This window comes from Candidatus Methylobacter favarea (assembly GCF_902806695.1).
Classification (GTDB): Bacteria; Pseudomonadota; Gammaproteobacteria; order Methylococcales; family Methylomonadaceae; genus Methylobacter_B; species Methylobacter_B favarea.
Genome location: NZ_CADCXN010000106.1, coordinates 1 through 18953, shown reverse-complemented (window position 1 = coordinate 18953; position 18953 = coordinate 1). Strand labels below are relative to the sequence as shown.

Here is an 18953-nt window from a genome sequence, read left to right as displayed (position 1 = left end):
GATTCTACACTGTTTTTCCCGTAGTTCACACTGTTTTTCCCGTAGTTCACACTGTTTTTCCCGTAGTTCACACTGTTTTTCCCGTAGTTCACACTGTTTTTCCCGTAGTTCACACTGTTTTTCCCGTTTTTAGCTCTGTAACACTATGATTCATAAAGTGAAAAACGCTCCCAAAACATATAAAACATATAAAACAATAAAAACAACTACAAACCGTGCGAGAAAATGAAATTCTTAGTTAGTGGTTAGTTAGTTTTTATTATCAATTTGAAACTAAAAGGGGTGACTTAAGTTGTTTTTTTGATTTGTTCATAGCACCGCTTTTTTTTCAGGGTAGGCGCCAGCCGTAAGTTCCTTGGTTTTCAAGGGGGTAAGGGAAACAGTAGCCTTTTTCTACCGTCCATCCTTTGCCTTCGCATTTGGCTAGGCGCTGAAGTTCACCAGACTGGGCGAAGCGGTAGGCCAGTTTACCCTGGGGTGTATTGGCCCAGGCAGCGGCGGCTTTTTCATCCTTGGCCTCAGCATAGCCAACGCCATAGCCTGAATTATATCCCGCATCGTAGGCTGTGCTGTGCACATACCAGCCGAACAGACCCAAAGCGAGGAAGGCCACTGCCAAACAACCGCCCGCCCACTGCCACATTTGTTTAGCTGAGGTGTGGTAGGCTACCTCACGCGCGGCTAAGGCCACCGCTTGCGCCAAGTCCGCCTTGGCTGCTTCCGCCGAGGCTTTTACCGTTGCCTCCGCGGTCGCCTTGAAAGTGACCAAGGTCTCGTTAGCCGATTGTGCTATCCGCTTGGGAAACGTTTCGTACTGGTCTTGATAGTGCTGCAACGCCATGAGTACGAGCCACAGCGCATCATTGTTTTTTAGGCCGAGCGCATCCCTCACCGTGTAGAGTTGTTGCCGTTCTGCATCACTGGGTTGTCTGCCGAGCAGCTTGGCAAAGCTATCGTCCAGTTCAGTCATGAAAGATTGCCGCCAGGGTTTTCTTCACCTCGCCTCGCCATCGGGACAGTTCGGCCCGGTTGCCTATCGGCATTTCTTTTAAGGCTTTGGCGATACTCAGCCGCTTGCTATAAAGGTCATCGCTGACCCGATCCGCCAACTCCGGAAAATTTAGCGACTGGCCGCCGCGTGATTCGACGGTGCCACTAATTTTAGAATCGTTGTAGAGTTCGAACTTTTTTTCGTCGCCGAAGTAGCCGTTTCTGAGCACATGCACAAGGGTGTCGGGAATGGCGTCCATGTAGTCCTTGAGCAGTTCAAGACTATCCCGCTGCCGGTTAATCACCCACAGCGTGACCAAATCGCGTTGCAGTTCCGCCAGCGTGTTATTCAGCGTGTTACCATAAGCACTAACACCCTGGTTATTTCGCGCCGCCGTATTGATGACCACCACACACTCCGGTTTGCTATCGCACAGATTCACTAAGTGTATCCAACCATCGGCAGCATCCAGATCAACCAGTTCAGCGGCCACGCTGTCCTTGTAGGTTTTCCACACATCGGAATTACTGGTATCCGATTCAATCAGCAAAATGCTTTCGCCTTGTTCTTGCAGGTAGTCAACAGTTGCCATTGAGACCATGCTTTTGCCAACGCCGCCTTTGCTACCGCCGATTAAAACTATTTTTTTAGCCATGAGTAATTTTCCCTTAAATTAAGCTGGTTATGTAGTCGTCTTTTTTAGTGATTAAATATCGTCACTGTCGGGTTTCGGCGTAAACGCTGCTTTAGAGGATGACTCGGATTGATCGGTATCCGCTGGTTTTTTATGTTCTGGCGTTAGGGTCATTTTATGCTCTTTTTGAGTGTCTTTTTTTTGTACATTATCAGGTTCTTTCAGTCCTTTATTTTTTCCTGCTTTAATCCGCTGTAAATAGCTTTTAAGGGTAGGGGTGGTAATATCCAGACCTTCGCCTCTTAAGGTTTCCGCAATTTGATCCAGCGTATAGCCACGCTTTTGCAATAATGCTATTTCTTTTGACAACACTTTTACGGCATCCTGTTTACTATGTTCCTGCTTCTTTTTCTCGATGACCGGCATGGTTTTCAACTTAGCCGCAATCGCTTCTAATTGTTCATTACTGTATCCCATTGCATCCCTCAATTGCTTGCTGTGTTAACTAATCGCTATCTGTCCATAGCATAAAACGATTTACAGCCGTTGAAAAGCGGTTTTAAACCGTCTAAGATAGATATTTTTAAGTAAGACTAACTATTGATACAGGATGGCCCTTGGAATACACATACTGCGTCTATGCTTCCAAGGGACGCCAAACCGTTCGGCGCTACGCTTCTCACAGTCCGGCTCAATCCTGTCAGGGACACCCCTGAACCCCGGCACTGCGACGCTGATGTTGCTAGTGGCAGTCAATACTCAGGCCACCACATGCGTTGACACTTTGAAGTGATATCGTTCAAAACCATGACTGATCATAACCGGCCACAATAACACTGGAAATAGAGACAAACAGATGGTATTCGAAACCCTAGGCGCCGAACCGCTCGATGCCATGCTGCGGTTACGCCTCACCGCCAGCGAAAAAGAACGCCTGCGCGAAGACGCCGACCTGGCGGGTTTAAGCATGTCGGAACTGGTGCGCCGCCGCTATTTCGGCAGGCCGATTATCGCCAATGCCGATGCGATCATGATTAAAGAATGTCGACGCTTAGGCGGCCTAATCAAACTCGTCCATAACGAAAGCAACGGCATCAACAGCAAGGAAACCGCCGAGGCGCTGATCGCACTGAAAACCTACATAGAGACTCTAAGCGATGGTCGTCAAAAAAATTAAGAATCCGAAAAAGTCGGCCAGCAAAGCCGCCCGCATCGGCGGCCTGTTGGACTACATCCTCAACCCAGAAAGCAAAAATGAAAACGAGAAATGCGTCTATTCCGGTTCGCGTGGTTTTTTGACTGACACCCCCAACAGCCAGAAAGCCGAAATACTGGCCTTGTCCCAGGAAGCGGTTAGAAGCAAAGATACCATCAATCACTACGTCATGAGCTGGCAAGCAGGCGAGCAACCCAGCCATCAACAGATAGACGAAGCCGTAACCTTATTCCTGGATGAACTGGGATTGAAAGACCATCAGACCGTCTACGGCCTGCACGCCGACACCGATAATCTGCACCTGCACCTGGTCATCAACCGGGTGCATCTGGATACGCTGAAAGTCATCAAACCGAATAAAGGTTTTGACATCGAAGCCGCCCATAAAGCGATAGCCCGCCTTGAACACGCCCAAGGCTGGCGGCGTGAGCAACACGGACGCTATCAGGTGTTAAACAATGGCGAGCTGGGGCGGGAGCCTATCGACACAGAAAAACAGCGGCAACCCGATCAGACCAAGCGCGACCGGGAGAACCGCAGCGGCGAAAAATCGGCAGAACGGATGGCGATTGAGGATGGTGCCGCCCTCATCCAATCGGCCAGCGATTGGCAATCCTTACACCGGCAACTGGCCGAAAAAGGCCTGCGTTACGAAAAAAAGGGTAGCGGGGCCCTACTGTTTGTCGGCGATGTCGGTGTGAAACCCAGCCGCGTTGACCGTGCCGCCAGTTTGCCGCAGTTACAAAAACGGCTGGGGCCGTATGAGCCGCCCAGCAACCCGCTGCATATCGTTGAACGCAAGCCGGAACCCGTCCAGGCCGGACAACCCGGTTGGGAAACCTTTATTTCCGGCCGGAAAGCCCACTATGCTGCGAAGAACACCGCGACATTGGAACTTCGCAAGCAGCAGGAAGCAAAGCGTCAACAACTGGCGACGCAACAGAAAGCCAAACGCGAAGCGATTTTAAAAGGCAGTTGGAAAGGCAAGGGGGATTTATTGAACGCCATGCGCAGCATCCTCGCCGCCGAACAGGCCGCCGAGAAAGCCGGCATGAAAGAATGCCACCAACAAGAAAGGCAGCAGTTGCGTACACAATACCGGCCGTTTCCGGATTTTGAGCACTGGCTACGGCAGCAGCAACAGCCTGAGCTGGCCGATGCCTGGCGATATCGTGCAGGAGAACCACAGCGAATCAATGGCGATATGACCGAGCCGCCGACGCCGCGAGACATCCGGGCCTATACGCCGAAAATTCATGGCCAGCAGGTTCATTACCTCCGAAAAGATGAGACGGGGCAGGATTGTGTTGCCTCTTTCGTGGACAAAGGCCGGGAGATCGACATTCATGACTGGCGGAACAAGAACTGCATACTGGCTGCCTTACAGTTATCCGCGCAGAAATGGGGCAGCTTCCAGGTCAACGGCAATAACGACTACAAAGGGCTGTGCGTCCAGCTGGCGGCGGAACACGGCTTCAAGATCAGCAATCCGGAACTGCAAGCCAACATCGAGAGCGAGCGGCAGATGCGGGCGGGGCAGAAAAAAACGGCGCAGCAGCCAGCGCGCGAGTCGAGCTTGGTAAGGTAAGTTGTAGACAAAATAGGAAGAGAGAATATGATTTACTCTTGATAACCGATTTTATCAATAGTTGTAGCACCCCAAAAATGACAGCAAAGACGGTGATCTCGACACGCCCACCAGATAGGTCTTTACATTGTCCGGTTAATTACCGTACAATAAAAAAGATAAAAGCGAGGACACCATGATGCCAAGAGATATTACCCGCAGCTCGCGGTTTGAAGCCAGGCTCTCTCCAGATGTGCTGGCTGTGATCAAGCGCGCGGCTGAATTGCAAGGGCGTAGTGTCAGTGACTTTGTCGTGGCCGCCGCACAAGAAATCGCGCAACGGACGATTGAAGAGACCAGTGTCATCCGGCTTTCCATCGAAGACCAGCGTCGTTTTGTTGATCTTCTGATTAACCCACCAGAACCAAACCCAGCTCTGCAACGTGCCGCCAAAGCTCACGCCGAATTGATAAAAGCCAGTGACGGCTCGTTTTAGCATAGAGACCCTCGCTTCCGAGCATGACCGAGCGGGTTTTTCGAGTGGCGTAGAGCCTTTGGATAAGTATTTCCGCGAGCAGGTCGGCCAAGATGTGCGACGTCGTGTGACCGCTTGTTATGTTGCTACTGAAATAACCACGAGCAGGATTGCGGGTTATTATACCCTTGCGGCTGGAAGCATCCCGTTGGCTGACGTGCCGGAGCAACTGGCAAAACGGTTGCCTCGTTATCAAACCGTGCCGGTCGCCCGGCTGGGTCGTCTTGCTGTTCATTTGGACTATCGTGGACAGAAACTCGGCTGCGCTCTTTTGTGGGATGCCATGACGCGAGCGATCCGGTCGGAAGTGGCCATATTTGCGCTTGTGGTCGATGCCAAGGATGATCAAGCAGTTTCATTTTATCACCATCACAGCTTTGTGAAATTTGGAAGCCTTCCAAACCAGCTGATTCTTTCTCTCACCAACCGGATGATCGGGACGTAATTGTTACAGATGGCAAGCCTCTGTTTTCAGGCCTCTCCTATCTGTGATAATGTCCTTTATCACAGATAGAAATCAGGCTAAAAATACCCACGATGATTTCGCGCAAGTAAAAAGCTTTTGTGCGGCCTGTTTGGACGGCGAGATAATCAAATCGTCGCTCAACTTCAGGCGCTAATCGAATCGAAGTCGCCATGTCACAATCTCCTGTATAAAGTCATTAAATACATGTTTTCAATATATCACAATTCCCATTTTATGGCGTTTATGGGGGTCTAAGCCCAAAACGCCGAAATTTCCGGCGCCATGAAAATATTCGTAACCAGTTGATTGATAGTGTAATTTTTTGTATACCAAATAACGGTCGTTAAGAGATTATCATTTTGATAAATATATACAGGGCGTAAGGCATGAGCAATGTGTATATTTTTGGGCGAAAAACAGCTTAAGTTTTAACACTCACGTACGAACTCACTAAAATCAGTCGTTTTTGACCTATTAAATACTTGCCAAATAACGAAACAGAATTTTCGGCGGTTTGTGGTTATAACCCCTTTACTGTTAAATCACTCATTTAAAATAGCCCATTAAAATTAAAATAGTTTTTTAGTTCTTTAAAGAATTAGCTTATTTAATTGTAAAAACTTCAATAGCTGGTGTCGAATGCCACAATTAATAAAAAGAGCCAATTGATCTATAAGAGATATTTGATTTTTTGTGTCATTAATTTTTCACTAACTCGGTACACTCTTCACTAATTATGGCATCCGAAAGGAGTCGCCCCCATTGAGTAGACTCATCTTACCCCGCCTATCTCAGCACGGAATTCTTAGAGCTTATCCGTAAGTAATATTAGCTTAGGTTTGCCGTTTTAGGTTACGAAAAACGATCACAGCGGCAACCAGCCTCAATAACCCTAGATATCCAATTCCTTTTCTCATAGCGAACCTCTATTTTCCGGAACCGATTGAATCAGGCGTGGCAGACTGTAGTCACCCGACGCTTCGGTTTGAACTCAAGGTGCTTGGCTTTTTCTTATCGAAGCGTTGCCATGCTCCGTCAAGGACTTCCATTTCCTCATATTCCAGCAGACCCTTTTGCCCTAACTGCTCACATAAACCGGTTGCCTCCCCGTCAAGAACATACTGATGAACCGAACCCCTGATCCCGAATTCATTTCTCGGCAGGGCTTTCCAATGATAACCCCGTTCGCAACACTTACCTTTAAGAAGAAGTTAAAAAACACAATGATTGCCTGGCCTAACTCCTTTTATCAATTATATTTACGGATAAGCTCTAAAAAATAACTACCTACTATCTGCAAACCCGCCGTCTTTTACCCTAATGTGTCCGGATAGAAGTCATTACGGCTCATGACCTTATGGGGCATAGTGACAGCAAGATCATGGAAATCTATTTGCAAGCGGTCGGCACTGAAAAGAAAAAACGGGTTATGCACGCGTGTGGATGAGGGTGAGAGCTAATGCCTTGTCAACCGCTGCTCCATAAGGGAAAGATTAGCTAAAAAGCATGGAAATCATCGATAACATCAATCACCTGCTCGGCGATAACCTCAAACAGACGATAAACACGGGCTCAAAGTTAAAAATCGCGGCATCTTGTTTTTCAATTTATGCATTCGAAGCCTTAAAGAAGGAGCTGGAAAATATTGACTCTCTCGAATTCATTTTCACCTCGCCAACTTTTGTGCCCAATGAGGTCACAGACAAAATAAAAAAGGAACAGCGTGAATTTCATATTCCCAAAGCTGAGCGTGAAAGCAGTTTTTATGGCAGTGATTTCGAAATACAGCTCAAGAATAAATTGACGCAACGGGCCATCGCCAAAGAATGCGCAGACTGGATGCGGCGCAAAGCCAATTTCCGCTCCAATCGCGGCAAAGCGCCTATGCAGTCGGTTGTCTGCGTACAAGGCAACGAATCGGATGCGGTTTATCTGCCGCTACATGGTTTTACTGCGGTCGATCTTGGCTATCAGCAAGGAGACGCGGTATCGAATCTCGTTAACAAAATGGACGAGCCCGCAATCACGTCGACTTATCTGAACCTCTTCGATCAGATCTGGAAGGATACCGAAAAACTGGAAGATGTTACCGCACGTCTTTGTGATCATATCGCCTCGGTCTATCAGGAAAACTCACCAGAGCGCATCTACTTTTTGATGCTCTACAACATTTTTAATGAGTTTCTGGAAGACTTGAATGAAGACGTACTGCCCAATGACCGTACCGGTTATCAAGATAGCCTGATTTGGCAAAAGCTGTTTAATTTTCAGAGGGACGCAGCTAACGGAATCATCAACAAACTGGAAAGCTATAGCGGCTGTATTCTCGCGGACAGTGTGGGCTTGGGTAAAACCTTTACCGCCTTGGCAGTTGTTAAATACTACGAGCTGCGTAATCGTTCCGTGCTGGTGCTTTGCCCCAAAAAACTGGCCGACAACTGGCTGAACTTTAACCGCAATCTCAAAACCAATAGATTTGCCAAAGACCGTTTCAATTATGATGTGCTTTGTCATACCGATCTGCAAAGAACCAGCGGCGAATCGTTTGGCATCCCACTCAATCGCATCAATTGGGGTAATTACGATCTGGTCGTTATCGACGAGTCGCATAACTTCCGCAACAATGATGCTTTTAAAGACCGGGAAACGCGCTATCAAAAATTGATGAATGCGGTTATCAAGGAAGGCGTTAAAACCAAAGTGCTGATGCTCTCGGCCACCCCAGTCAATAATCGCTTTAATGACCTGCGCAATCAGCTCGCGCTTGCCTACGAGGGCGATTCAGAAAACCTGAGTAAAAAGCTAAAAACCAATAAAAACATCGATGAGATTTTCCGCAAAGCTCAGGCCAGTTTCAACTCATGGTCTAACCTGCCGCCTGAAGAGCGTACTGCCAAAGCCATTTTAAGCGCTTTGGACTTTGACTTCTTCGATCTACTGGATAGTGTCACCATTGCCAGGTCACGCAAACACATTGAAACTTTTTACGATACCAAGGACATTGGCAAATTCCCCGAGCGCCTCAAACCGCTTTCATTTCATTGTCCGCTGACAAGCAGAACGGACATACTAGGATTTAATGAAATTTTTGCGCAACTGTCTTTATTGAAATTAGCTGTTTATGCGCCTATTAGCTACATCCTGCCCAGTCGTCTTGCCAAATACGAAGAGCAATATGACACTCAGGTAAGTGGCGGTAAAGGCAAACTTAAACAGGCGGATCGCGAAAGAAGTCTACAGGCGTTAATGACCATCAACCTGCTCAAGCGCCTTGAAAGTTCCGTCCAAGCATTCCGGTTGACCCTGCAAAAACTGAAAGACAAGCACCTTGGCACGCTCTCCAAGATCAATGATTACCAGAAAACCGGCAAAGATGTTCGTTTTGCCGACCTTGCTGCCGCCTACGAAAATGCCGAACCCGACGAAGACGATTTTCCCGAACCGGACGATGTCAAGATTGGCGGCAAGATACAAATCAGCTTGTCCGACATGGATTTGCCATCGTGGGAGCACGAATTAAAGGCCGATCTTTTTGTCATTGACGCTCTCCTGGCGGACATGACAAAAATTAAACCCGCTGAAGATGCCAAGCTTCAACATCTAAAAGCCCAAATTGACAACAAGCTGGCTGCGCCCATTAATCCAGGCAACAAGAAGATTCTGATTTTCACTGCGTTTGCCGATAGCGCCAACTATCTGTATGAGCATATCTCGGCCAGTCTGCTGCAAAGTCATCAGTTGCACACAGGAAAAGTCACCGGCAGTGACAGCCCAAAATCCACACTTAAACAAAACTATGACTTCCAATCCCTGCTGACGCTGTTTTCCCCGCGGTCAAAAGAAAAAGCCGCTATTTTTCCGAATGAGCTAGGCGAGATTGATATTCTTATCGGCACGGATTGCATCTCCGAAGGCCAAAATCTCCAGGATTGCGACTATCTGATCAATTACGATATTCACTGGAATCCCGTGCGTATTATTCAGCGTTTCGGGCGTATTGACCGTATTGGCTCGCAGAACGCCAGCATTCAACTGGTCAATTACTGGCCGGATATTACCCTCGACGAATACATTAACCTCAAAGAGCGCGTCGAAAACCGCATGGTGATTGCCGATGTCACTGCAACGGGGGATGACAATGTACTAAGCGCGCAAGCCAATGACGTCTCTTATCGCAAAGAGCAACTACGCCGCTTGCAGGATGAAGTGATTGAAATGGAAGACCTCAAAACCGGCGTTTCCATTACCGACCTTGGCCTTAATGATTTTCGTATGGACTTGCTTAACTATGTAAAGGCCAACGGGGATATGGCTGGCGTACCCAATGGCATGCACGCCGTCGTGCCCGCCGCTCCGGATCGAGGCTTGCTACCGGGCGTGATTTTCACCTTGCGTAACCTTAACCAGAGCGTCAACGTCAACCAACAAAACCGCCTGTATCCGTATTACCTGATTTATATCAGCCAGAATGGCGATGTCATTACCAACCATACGGAAGTCAAACGCCTGCTCGACTTAGTGCGCAGCGCTTGCAAAGGCCAAAATCAGCCTATCCCTGATGTTTGCCGGCTTTTTAATCAGCTCACTGCCGACGGTCGCAACATGCAGGCCTATTCTGATTTACTCGGCAAAGCCATTCGTTCCATGATCGATGTGCAGGAAGACAAAGACCTCGACAGCCTATTTAGCGGCGGCCGCACCACGGCATTGGTTAACACCATTGCCGGCCTGGATGACTTTGAACTGATAGCTTTTCTTGTCATTCAGTCAGGCAGGCTTAAATGAGCCACGCGCTGTTTCATTATCCCCAGCAAGCCGCCTTCGAGCGCCCCTTACCCAAGAAGAAAATCTATGACCATGCAAAGCCCAGTAGCGCCTTGCGTGAGCAATTTGTCGCCCAGGTAGACAAGATTGTATGGCAATACAAATTGGCCCCTGAAACGATCAACTTACCCGCTAAACTCAGCGCACCGGAAATCCAGATTTTTTCCATTGCCCTAAAAACGCCGGAACTCAGCGAGGATGTCTTGCGTGGTATTGATCAGGCCATTCCCTTTCCCATCATTTACCAGCTCACTTTTGAAGACTGCATTAAAGCTAAAGCCGCTTACAAGCGCCCCAGTGATGCTGATGCCAATAAATGGGTGATTGATAGTTACTTCGAAACCGGCTGGTTGCCCAGCGATACGGAACGCGCTGAACTGCCCGTGGCCCTGGACTTGGCCGGGCTTTATGAGCACTTGCTAAGACGCCTCCTGCCGTGGCCGCCGCGAGCAGGCGAAACCCTTAAAGCCCAAGTGGAACGTCTAGGCCAGCTTCGCAGTAAACAAAACGAATGCCAAAAAATGGAAGCCCGTTTACAGAAAGAACAACAATTTAACCGCAAGGTGGAATTGAACGCACAACTGCGCAACCTCAAAAAACAATTAGAAACCCTAACCAGCTAATCGCACCCTGGATTAACAAGCCTCATGAAAAAACTGAACCTGCACAGCCCCGATTTTATACAAGCCAACATCGCGAAATTGGCAGAGTTGTTCCCCAATTGTGTTACCGAAACCCGAGCGGCTGGTGGAACCCAAATGAAAGCCATCGACTTCGATCAACTACGCCAAGAGCTGTCTACGTCCGTTGTTGAGGGAGCGCAAGAGCGTTATCAGCTCAACTGGCCGGGCAAGCGCGAAGCTTTATTAACCGCCAATGCACCGATTGCCAAAACCCTGCGCCCGTGCCGCGAAGAAAGTGTTGATTTCGACACTACGCAAAACCTGTTTATCGAAGGCGATAACCTGGATGCGCTGAAGCTGTTGCAAGAAACGTATCTGGGCAAGATCAAGATGATCTATATCGATCCGCCTTACAACACCGGCAATGATTTTATTTATGAGGATGATTTTGCAGAAGATACTGAAAATTACAAGCTGCGCTCCAACCAGAAAGACGCAGCGGGTAATCGTTTAGTCGCCAACACCGAATCCAATGGCCGTTTTCATTCAGATTGGCTCAGTATGATGTATTCGCGCTTGAAGCTGGCAAGGAATCTGTTGCGGGACGATGGTGTGATTTTTATTTCGATTGATGATGGTGAACAGGCTAATCTTAAACGATTATGTGATGAGGTTTTTGGGGAATCGAATTTTTTAAGCAGTATCGCAGTAAAACTTTCAGAAGCTACTGGAGTAAAAATGGCTCATGTTGAGCAAAGAATTCCAAAACTCAAAGAATATGTGTTGTTTTATAAAAAAACTGAAAATGTTCAAATTAATCCTACAATGATTGATAAAGAAAAATGGGATTCAGAATACCGTACTGTTTGTTTAGGTATTTCTAATGAAGAGCTTGAGAATATAAAAGCTATTATTTCAGAGGAAGATAGAACATACACTGATTTAGCCCTTGTTGAGGAGTATTTAAAAAAAATTTCATTTCAGCCCGCGTCAGTTATTTGTAGACTAGAAACTAATCAAGATTTGTCAGAGGGCTGGCTATTCGCTAATGCTTACCGAATAGTCCAATTTGTAACACTTACTGGTGGCGCACTGAATCTAGCCCGTGCTAAAAAAGAATCTTTTAAAACAGAGTTGCCCCCCGCTTTCTTTGTTATAACACCAAAAAATAAAGCGTATCTCATCAAATCTGATTTTAACCATGAATCTGATTTACCTAGATGTAAAATTCTGTTTGCCGACCAATATCTTCAAGTAAATTCTGGAGATTTTTGGTTCGATATTAAAACGACAGGGCTTGATAATGAAGGTGAGGTTGATTTCAAAAAAGGCAAAAAGCCTCTTAAATTATTAAAAAGATGCATCGATCTTGTTTGCAAAAATGACGACATAATTCTTGATTTTTTTTCTGGATCAGCAACAACCGCCCATGCCGTGATGCAGCTGAACGCCGAAGACAACGGCAAGCGCAAATTCATCATGGTGCAATTGCCCGAAGCCTGCGACGAAAAAAGCGAAGCCTACAAAGCCGTTTATCAAACCATCGCTGAAATCGGCAAGGAACGCATTCGTCGCGCCGGGCAAAAAATCAAGCAGGTGGGAGAGGCTTTAGCCTCGACTGGAAGAGAGAAAGAACAGCCAGTCGAGGCTAAAGCCTCTCCCACAGCCTCTCCCACCAACTCTCCCACAGCCTCTGCCACACCCACTATCGACATTGGCTTTCGTGTCCTGAAAATCGACAGTTCCAACATGAAGGACGTTTACTACACGCCTGACCAACTAAAACAGGGTGATCTGGAGCAATTTACCGATAACATAAAAGACGACCGCACCGCTGAAGATTTGTTGTTTCAGGTGCTGCTGGACTGGGGCGTGGATTTAACCTTGCCGATCACTCAGGAAACTATCAAAATCAAGGATGAAGGCGAAAGGCTGAAGGATGAAGAAAGGCGTGAAAGTTCATCCTTCAGCCTTTCGCCTTCATCCTTTAAAGAATACCAAGTCTTCTTTGTCGATGACAACGCCCTGGCTGCTTGCTTTGACGCTGACATTAACGAGGCTTTTGTCAAGGAACTTGCCGCCCGTCATCCGCTGCGGGTGGTGTTCCGCGATGCCGGTTTTATCAGAGATAGTGTTAAAATCAATATCGAGCAGATTTTTAAACTGTTGTCGCCACAAACCGAGATTAAGACGTTGTAAAAATTTTATTAATGGGAAAACCCGCATGAATCCACAACAAACCACTACTGCGCATAGTCTTTATGCTCTCTACGAAACCCTGCCAACTGAAGTCCAAAAATCGTTTCTTGAAGAGTTGGTGCAAAAAAAACATTCTGAAATAAAAGCACTGGCATTTCCTGGCTCATCTAGCAATGAAAAGCGCAATACGGTTATTTTAGGCGTGATGGAAGATGCTTTCAGCATTCCGGATAATTTTGATGAGCCTTTATCCGAAGACATCATCAACGAATTTTATACCGATAAGCTATGAATCTGCTGTTGGATACCCATATTTTGCTGTGGGCATTGGCAAAACCGAAGCAATTGCCCGATACAGCGGTTAATGCCATATATCAGGCGAATGCTGTATTTTTTAGCCCTGTTAATCTCTGGGAAATTGGGATTAAAGCTACTATTTGGACGGAGTACGGCATTAAACGGATTGAAGATATTCACGCTGGCGCACTTAAGGCGAATCTACAAGAATTGATCGTAAATTCTGCTGATGCGATGCTGGCAACACAGTTACCCATGATTCATCGTGATCCTTTTGACCGTTTATTGATTGCCCAATCCCATAATAATCAGTATCACTTGGTCACAGTCGATGACAAAATCGTGCAATATCACATGCCTTATGTCATGGGTGTGTAGAAAAAATGAAGCTGAAATTTAAGAAACAGGCGTACCAAACCAACGCCGTCGAAGCCGTGGTGAATTGCTTTGCCGGACAGCCACAAACTAGCGGGTTTAAATATAATATCGATCCTGGCTTGGCTAAAATGGGTGAACAAGAGAGCCTGCTGGAATACTCTGGTTTCAGGAATGAGAAAATAAGCAAGTCAATAAATTTGCTGGAAAACATTCATTCCGTTCAAAGCCACCAAAACCTGCCGCTCTCTGCTGCGCTGGTTAACGATAAAAAAACCGGCTGCCCTATCAACCTTGATATTGAGATGGAAACCGGCACCGGCAAAACTTATTGCTATATCAAAACAGTGTTTGAGCTGAACACACGCTATGGCTGGAGCAAGTTTATCGTGGTGGTGCCCAGTATTGCGATACGTGAAGGTGTGTATAAATCACTCAAAATCACCGCCGAACACTTTTTGGAAGACTACGGCAAAAAAATTCGCTTTTTTATTTATAATTCCAAGCAATTGCATAACCTGGAAAGCTTTTCCTCCGATGCAGGAATTAACGTGATGGTAATCAACGTGCAGGCGTTTAATGCCACCGGCAAAGATAATCGCCGTATTTATGAAGAGCTAGATGATTTCCAGTCACGTAAACCCATTGATGTGATTGCCGCCAATCGTCCAATTCTGATTCTTGATGAACCACAAAAAATGGAAGGGGCGAAAACCCTGGAATCTTTCAAGAACTTCAAACCCTTGATGATTTTGCGCTACTCAGCCACGCACAAAACCGAACACAATAAAATTCATCGACTCGATGCGCTGGATGCCTATAACCAGAAACTGGTGAAAAAAATATCCGTGCGCGGTATTTCAATCAAAGGACTGAGCGGCGCCAATCCTTACTTGTATCTGGGCGGAGTTGAAATATCGGTCAGCAAACCGCCGGTTGTCCGGGTGGAGCTGGAAATCAAGCAGAGGTCCGGGATTAAACGGGTGCTGCGCAAGTTGAACCGGGGCGATAACCTGTTTGTTCTGTCCGGTGGACTGGATCAATACACAGGGTTTGTGATCTCGGATATTAACTCTAACACCAACACGCTGAGTTTTACCAATGGCGTCGAACTACTGGCCGGCGAAGCCACCGGCGACGTCAATGAAGCCGCGCTGCGCCGCATTCAAATCCGTGAAGCCATCAAAGCCCATTTTGAAAAAGAGCAGGCGCTATTCCATCAGAACATTAAGGTGCTGTCTTTGTTTTTTATAGACGCCGTAGCCAAATATCGATGTTATGACGAAAACGGCGAATCTTCCGGCGAATACGCCCAGATGTTTGAAGAGGAATATACCCGTCATCTTAATGATGTCCTGACGTTGGATGACAATACTTACAATGACTATCTGCGCGGTATTGAGGTAGCCAGAACTCATCAAGGTTATTTTTCGATTGATAAAAAGAGCAAGAAACTTATCAATCCTGAAACCAAGATGGTTAAAGATGATGAAACAGGGAAAAAAACCGCCCTTTCCGAGGATGTCGATGCCTACGATCTGATTTTAAAGGATAAGGAACGCTTATTATCGCTGAGTGAACCGGTTCGGTTTATTTTTTCTCACTCGGCTTTACGGGAAGGCTGGGATAACCCCAATGTCTTTGTTATCTGCGCTCTGAAGCATAGCGATAATTCAATTTCACGCCGCCAGGAAGTCGGTCGCGGTATGCGGCTGTCGGTCAACCAAACTGGTGAGCGCATGGATAACCCGGCCACTGTACACCAGGTGAATGTGCTTACCGTGGTAACCAGCGAGAGCTATACCGATTTTGTGACGGGCCTGCAACGCGACATTAGTGACTCACTGTCTGCACGTCCCCCAATCGCCGATGAAAAATACTTCACGGGTAAAGTGCTTAAAACGGAGGCAGGGGATGTAGAGGTTAAGCCACAAATGGCCAAGCAGATATATCGTTATCTCAATAAAAACGATTACACGGATGACGGCGATAAAATAACCACTGCTTATCACGATGCCAAGAAAAAAGGGCAGCTGGCTAAGTTGCCGCCGGAGCTGGCTGTTCATGCTGAACAAATATTCCAACTGATTGACAGCGTCTTCAGCGAAGGTCAAATGCCTGAAATTGAGAATGACCGCAATACCAAACCCAATCCCCTTAACCCCAATTTTGACAAAAAGGAATTTAGGGAGCTTTGGAATCGCATCAACCACAAAGCCGCTTATGTCGTAGATTTTGAAACACCGGAGTTGATCAAGAAATGTGTTGCAGCGTTGGATAAAGAACTCAAAGTTAACCCGCTTCTATTCACCGTTGAAACAGGCACTCAAACCGACGAAGTAACCGATGCAACGTTAAAAGCAGGCACCGGCTTCGGAAAGACGAAAACGGTGACAGACAAGCTCACCAGATCCACTCATTCTTCCGTCAAATATGACCTCATGGGTAAGCTGGCCGAACAGACCAAACTCACCCGTAGAACCATCGCCGCTATTCTTCAGGGAATAATGGTTGATATTTTCAGCGAGTATAAAATCAACTCGGAAGATTTTATCGCTAAATCTTCGCGACTGATCAATGAACAAAAAGCCACTGTCATCGTCGAGCATCTGGCTTATGACAGCAGTGCCGACACTCACAGTTTAGATATTTTTACCCATGAAAAACGGATAGTGAATCTAAGCAATGCCGGGGAAAAGCTGAACCGGCACATTTACGATTACGTATTTACCGACTCTAATATCGAACGCACCTTCGTCAAAGAACTCGACGCCAGTGCAGAAGTGATGGTATATGCCAAGCTGCCAAAAGGTTTTTTTATTCCGACACCGGTAGGAGACTACAACCCGGATTGGGCTATTTCATTCAAAGAGGGCGCCGTAAAGCACATCTACTTTATCGCTGAAACCAAAGGCTCAATGTCGTCGATGGATTTAAGAAAAATCGAGGAATGTAAAATCGATTGCGCGAGGAAGTTTTTCGCCAAAATCACTTCGGAACAGATTAAATATGATGTTGTTGACAGCTATGGCAAGTTGATGGAGTTGGTGAAGTAGAGGATTATCCTGCATAAAGGCTAAGCGTAAGGATTGCTTCGTAAATTGATAGCAGTGCCCTGCAAGCCCCATCAAACCTACATTCTCATCGTTTTTACAGCATATAGTTTCTCAGATAAATAATTTCCAGGTTACTACGGTTAAAGTTACGCAGTGATCGCAAAATCCTCGCGGATTTTTTTCATAACACAGGGGTTTAAGGTGCAATGGAACGGAAAGTTGAGTTAGCGGCTAAAATAAGCGTCTTTACGTCCAAAATGGGTATACTGATATTGGCCAACTATAAATCATGTGGCTAATAATGAAAAATGCAATGTAATTTGGCTACCTGCTAATTGACCATCTATTTTGGCTAGTGTCATTCTTGTGAAGAGGAGTTCTGAGAAAAATAAAAAATGGTGCAGAGGACTATTGATTAGACACTGATCAATAGTCCTCTTCAAGGGAGAGGTCTTGGCCAATAAGATGGTGCAGTCGTCTTCTGAAAATGACATCATACAAGTCAGGCTGTTTTCAAACGCGAGCGGTTATACTTAACTTCAATTTGCTGATTTTACATTTTCGGGGGATGGGCAATAATAGCCTTGTTGAGGGTATTGTCAGTGGTCATACCTCCTTATATTACAACAACACTCACAATGAGACAGTTATTTTGTGACAATCGCTAAGGGCAAAGATAGAAAACATATTTTGTAAAGCAATTTTAGGCCATGGCGCATTGATTTCTAAACTACTTGAAGATAAGCAAATACGAAAGTTAATTATTAAATTAGGTAAAGAGCATAAAATAAATAATATTTTCAGAAAAGATATGCACAGCAGAAAACTGGAAAAATGGCGGTCACAAGCAATGTGAGCTTATTTCAAGGAGGCTCACCGGGTTTGGGAAAAAAGGCATAGGTTAAACTGGAGCTTGTGTAAGCATAAGACAGGCAATGCCTAACTTGCCGGTAATGTTGGTCTCGATAATTTTTACACCCGTCCTATGCCGGCAATGAAAATATTAAAAAACAGTTATGTACATACAGGCCTTTATATTGCTTATTAATTCCTGCACTTCGGCATTATTTAATTAGGAGAGTCATTATGTCTTACCAACAACGACTTCTTTTCGCCCTCGGTTTAGCGTTGGCTTCTGGCTTGGCAAGCGCTGCCCCAATTCAGCTTATTACGAATGGCGGCTTCGAGACCGGCACTTTTGCCAGCTGGACCGTTACCGACCGTTCTGCTGCTGGGCGGGGTGGTTCGTGGTTCATCGGTACCGACGATATAACCACTCTCTCTGGGCACCCGACGGTTGGTCCCGCAGCGGGAAGCTTCTACGCGGTAACCGATCAGGTTAGGACCGGCGCTTATGTACTGGAGCAGTCATTCACCATCCCGGTTGACGTTACCTCGGTAGTGCTTTCCTTTGATATGTTCAGGAACGACTGGGACAGCGGCCCCTTTGTGAATGCAGCAGGTTTGGATGACACCGCCTTTCCTAACCAACACGCTAGGGTTGACATCATGACGGCTGTGGCTGGTGCTTTTTCCACGTCTCTGGTGGACGTAGTAGCAAATCTGGTCGCTCCCGGAGTCGACGCAGGTGCTGATCCCAATCCCTATACGGCCTACCCTTTCGACATTACGGGTCTCGTGGCACCCGGCACTACATACAAACTGCGGTTTGGGGAAGTACATAACCGGAGTTACTTCAATCAAGGCGTCGATAATGTCAGCATTCTAGCCGACGTAGCCCAAGTTCCCGAGCCAGCAACGCTTGCCCTGCTCGGGGTGGGTCTTGCAGGTCTTGGTTTCACTCGCAAGCGCGATAGGGTGGGGAAAGGCGCAGTATTACCTTCCCTAACTTTTCACATTGTGTGATGCCGGCATATTGACTCAATAGCAATTATTTACCGTCGAGTTCCTGTTAATTGCTATAGGGCCTTTCCTTAATATACTTAACGTTCGGATTAACGGGCGCGGCCAGGCGTTCTGTTGAATGAAGGGTTAGGCGCTCTTAGCGGAGCCTGGTTTTAGCAAGCCGCCTCGCGTTGGAGGCGGCCTTGCGATGAACCGGCCCCAGCCCTTTGCCCAATACGCCCCATGCGGCATTTTGAACTTTGGCCGCGACCTTCGCGGCGGATGGCTTTTTGCGTGAAAACGGATTAAAAAAGGCGGTGAGCAG

General features: G+C 46.7%; 15 protein-coding genes. 11 read left to right on the top strand and 4 right to left on the bottom strand.

Going from position 1 to position 18953, the window contains the following annotated elements; translation table 11 throughout:
- Nucleotides 1–328: 328 nt before the first annotated feature.
- Genes HUX64_RS16640 through HUX64_RS16630 form a run of 3 tightly spaced genes read right to left on the bottom strand, consistent with a single transcriptional unit; the run spans nt 329 to nt 2102 of the window.
- A complete protein-coding gene (locus HUX64_RS16640; RefSeq protein ID WP_174627335.1) occupies nt 329–970 on the bottom strand; it encodes a protein mobE in 642 nt (213 codons plus the stop codon).
- Nucleotides 963–1646, bottom strand: a complete 684-nt coding sequence (locus HUX64_RS16635) for a nucleotide-binding protein (protein ID WP_174627334.1) — start codon at nt 1644–1646, stop codon at nt 963–965. Before HUX64_RS16635 ends, HUX64_RS16640 begins: the two co-directional genes overlap by 8 nt.
- A gap of 51 nt (nt 1647–1697) precedes the next feature.
- Nucleotides 1698–2102: a protein mobC gene (locus tag HUX64_RS16630; protein WP_174627333.1), complete on the bottom strand. Its 405-nt coding sequence runs from the start codon at nt 2100–2102 to the stop codon at nt 1698–1700.
- Nucleotides 2103–2481: 379 nt separating this feature from the next.
- Between HUX64_RS16630 and HUX64_RS16625 the strand changes: the two genes are divergently transcribed.
- From HUX64_RS16625 to HUX64_RS16610, 4 genes are all read left to right on the top strand, one after another.
- Nucleotides 2482–2802 carry a plasmid mobilization protein gene (locus tag HUX64_RS16625; RefSeq protein ID WP_174627332.1) on the top strand — a complete coding sequence of 107 codons (321 nt, stop codon included), beginning with the start codon at nt 2482–2484 and terminating at the stop codon, nt 2800–2802.
- A complete protein-coding gene (traI, locus tag HUX64_RS16620; protein WP_174627331.1) occupies nt 2783–4429 on the top strand; it encodes a TraI/MobA(P) family conjugative relaxase in 1647 nt (548 codons plus the stop codon). The genes HUX64_RS16625 and traI overlap by 20 nt, the downstream gene beginning before the upstream one ends.
- Before the next feature lie 175 nt (nt 4430–4604).
- Entirely contained in the window at nt 4605–4904 is a 300-nt protein-coding gene (locus HUX64_RS16615) for a type II toxin-antitoxin system TacA family antitoxin (protein WP_246247090.1), read from the top strand.
- A gap of 58 nt (nt 4905–4962) precedes the next feature.
- A complete protein-coding gene (locus tag HUX64_RS16610) occupies nt 4963–5388 on the top strand; it encodes a GNAT family N-acetyltransferase (protein WP_217426585.1) in 426 nt (141 codons plus the stop codon).
- 37 nt (nt 5389–5425) lie between these two features.
- On the opposite strand, the gene HUX64_RS16605 is transcribed toward HUX64_RS16610, so the two are convergent.
- Nucleotides 5426–5581 carry a hypothetical protein gene (locus HUX64_RS16605; RefSeq protein ID WP_217426584.1) on the bottom strand — a complete coding sequence of 52 codons (156 nt, stop codon included), beginning with the start codon at nt 5579–5581 and terminating at the stop codon, nt 5426–5428.
- 1334 nt (nt 5582–6915) lie between these two features.
- Here HUX64_RS16605 and HUX64_RS16600 point away from each other — a divergent pair.
- The 7 genes from HUX64_RS16600 to HUX64_RS16570 all read left to right on the top strand — a co-directional run bounded on the left by HUX64_RS16600 (nt 6916) and on the right by HUX64_RS16570 (nt 18649).
- The gene (locus tag HUX64_RS16600; RefSeq protein ID WP_174627329.1) at nt 6916–10194 is read left to right on the top strand and encodes a helicase-related protein; all 3279 of its coding nucleotides are present in this window, start codon (nt 6916–6918) and stop codon (nt 10192–10194) included.
- Nucleotides 10191–10856, top strand: coding sequence for a DUF4391 domain-containing protein (locus tag HUX64_RS16595; RefSeq protein ID WP_174627328.1), 666 nt, complete (start codon nt 10191–10193; stop codon nt 10854–10856). The genes HUX64_RS16600 and HUX64_RS16595 overlap by 4 nt, the downstream gene beginning before the upstream one ends.
- Nucleotides 10857–10880: 24 nt before the next feature.
- Complete coding sequence (locus tag HUX64_RS16590) at nt 10881–13055, top strand: site-specific DNA-methyltransferase (protein WP_174627327.1); 2175 nt, start codon at nt 10881–10883, stop codon at nt 13053–13055.
- Between the two features lie 25 nt (nt 13056–13080).
- Entirely contained in the window at nt 13081–13347 is a 267-nt protein-coding gene (locus HUX64_RS16585) for a hypothetical protein (protein WP_174627326.1), read from the top strand.
- Complete coding sequence (locus tag HUX64_RS16580) at nt 13344–13730, top strand: type II toxin-antitoxin system VapC family toxin (RefSeq protein WP_174627325.1); 387 nt, start codon at nt 13344–13346, stop codon at nt 13728–13730. The genes HUX64_RS16585 and HUX64_RS16580 overlap by 4 nt, the downstream gene beginning before the upstream one ends.
- Before the next feature lie 5 nt (nt 13731–13735).
- Nucleotides 13736–16783: a type III restriction-modification system endonuclease gene (locus HUX64_RS16575; RefSeq protein WP_174627324.1), complete on the top strand. Its 3048-nt coding sequence runs from the start codon at nt 13736–13738 to the stop codon at nt 16781–16783.
- Nucleotides 16784–17869: 1086 nt separating this feature from the next.
- Nucleotides 17870–18649 carry a PEP-CTERM sorting domain-containing protein gene (locus HUX64_RS16570; protein ID WP_174627323.1) on the top strand — a complete coding sequence of 260 codons (780 nt, stop codon included), beginning with the start codon at nt 17870–17872 and terminating at the stop codon, nt 18647–18649.
- Nucleotides 18650–18953 lie beyond the last annotated feature (304 nt).

Excerpts from the sequence above, each read along its gene's own strand:
- HUX64_RS16635 (WP_174627334.1), bottom strand. The coding sequence starts at position 1,646 with ATGGCTAAAAAAATAGTTTTAATCGGCGGTAGCAAAGGCGGCGTTGGC.
- HUX64_RS16640 (WP_174627335.1), bottom strand. The coding sequence starts at position 970 with ATGACTGAACTGGACGATAGCTTTGCCAAGCTGCTCGGCAGACAACCC.
- HUX64_RS16630 (WP_174627333.1), bottom strand. The coding sequence starts at position 2,102 with ATGGGATACAGTAATGAACAATTAGAAGCGATTGCGGCTAAGTTGAAA.
- HUX64_RS16615 (WP_246247090.1), top strand. The coding sequence starts at position 4,605 with ATGATGCCAAGAGATATTACCCGCAGCTCGCGGTTTGAAGCCAGGCTC.
- HUX64_RS16625 (WP_174627332.1), top strand. The coding sequence starts at position 2,482 with ATGGTATTCGAAACCCTAGGCGCCGAACCGCTCGATGCCATGCTGCGG.
- HUX64_RS16575 (WP_174627324.1), top strand. The coding sequence starts at position 13,736 with ATGAAGCTGAAATTTAAGAAACAGGCGTACCAAACCAACGCCGTCGAA.
- traI (WP_174627331.1), top strand. The coding sequence starts at position 2,783 with ATGGTCGTCAAAAAAATTAAGAATCCGAAAAAGTCGGCCAGCAAAGCC.
- HUX64_RS16590 (WP_174627327.1), top strand. The coding sequence starts at position 10,881 with ATGAAAAAACTGAACCTGCACAGCCCCGATTTTATACAAGCCAACATC.
- HUX64_RS16605 (WP_217426584.1), bottom strand. The coding sequence starts at position 5,581 with ATGGCGACTTCGATTCGATTAGCGCCTGAAGTTGAGCGACGATTTGAT.
- HUX64_RS16600 (WP_174627329.1), top strand. The coding sequence starts at position 6,916 with ATGGAAATCATCGATAACATCAATCACCTGCTCGGCGATAACCTCAAA.
- HUX64_RS16580 (WP_174627325.1), top strand. The coding sequence starts at position 13,344 with ATGAATCTGCTGTTGGATACCCATATTTTGCTGTGGGCATTGGCAAAA.
- HUX64_RS16570 (WP_174627323.1), top strand. The coding sequence starts at position 17,870 with ATGTCTTACCAACAACGACTTCTTTTCGCCCTCGGTTTAGCGTTGGCT.
- HUX64_RS16585 (WP_174627326.1), top strand. The coding sequence starts at position 13,081 with ATGAATCCACAACAAACCACTACTGCGCATAGTCTTTATGCTCTCTAC.
- HUX64_RS16595 (WP_174627328.1), top strand. The coding sequence starts at position 10,191 with ATGAGCCACGCGCTGTTTCATTATCCCCAGCAAGCCGCCTTCGAGCGC.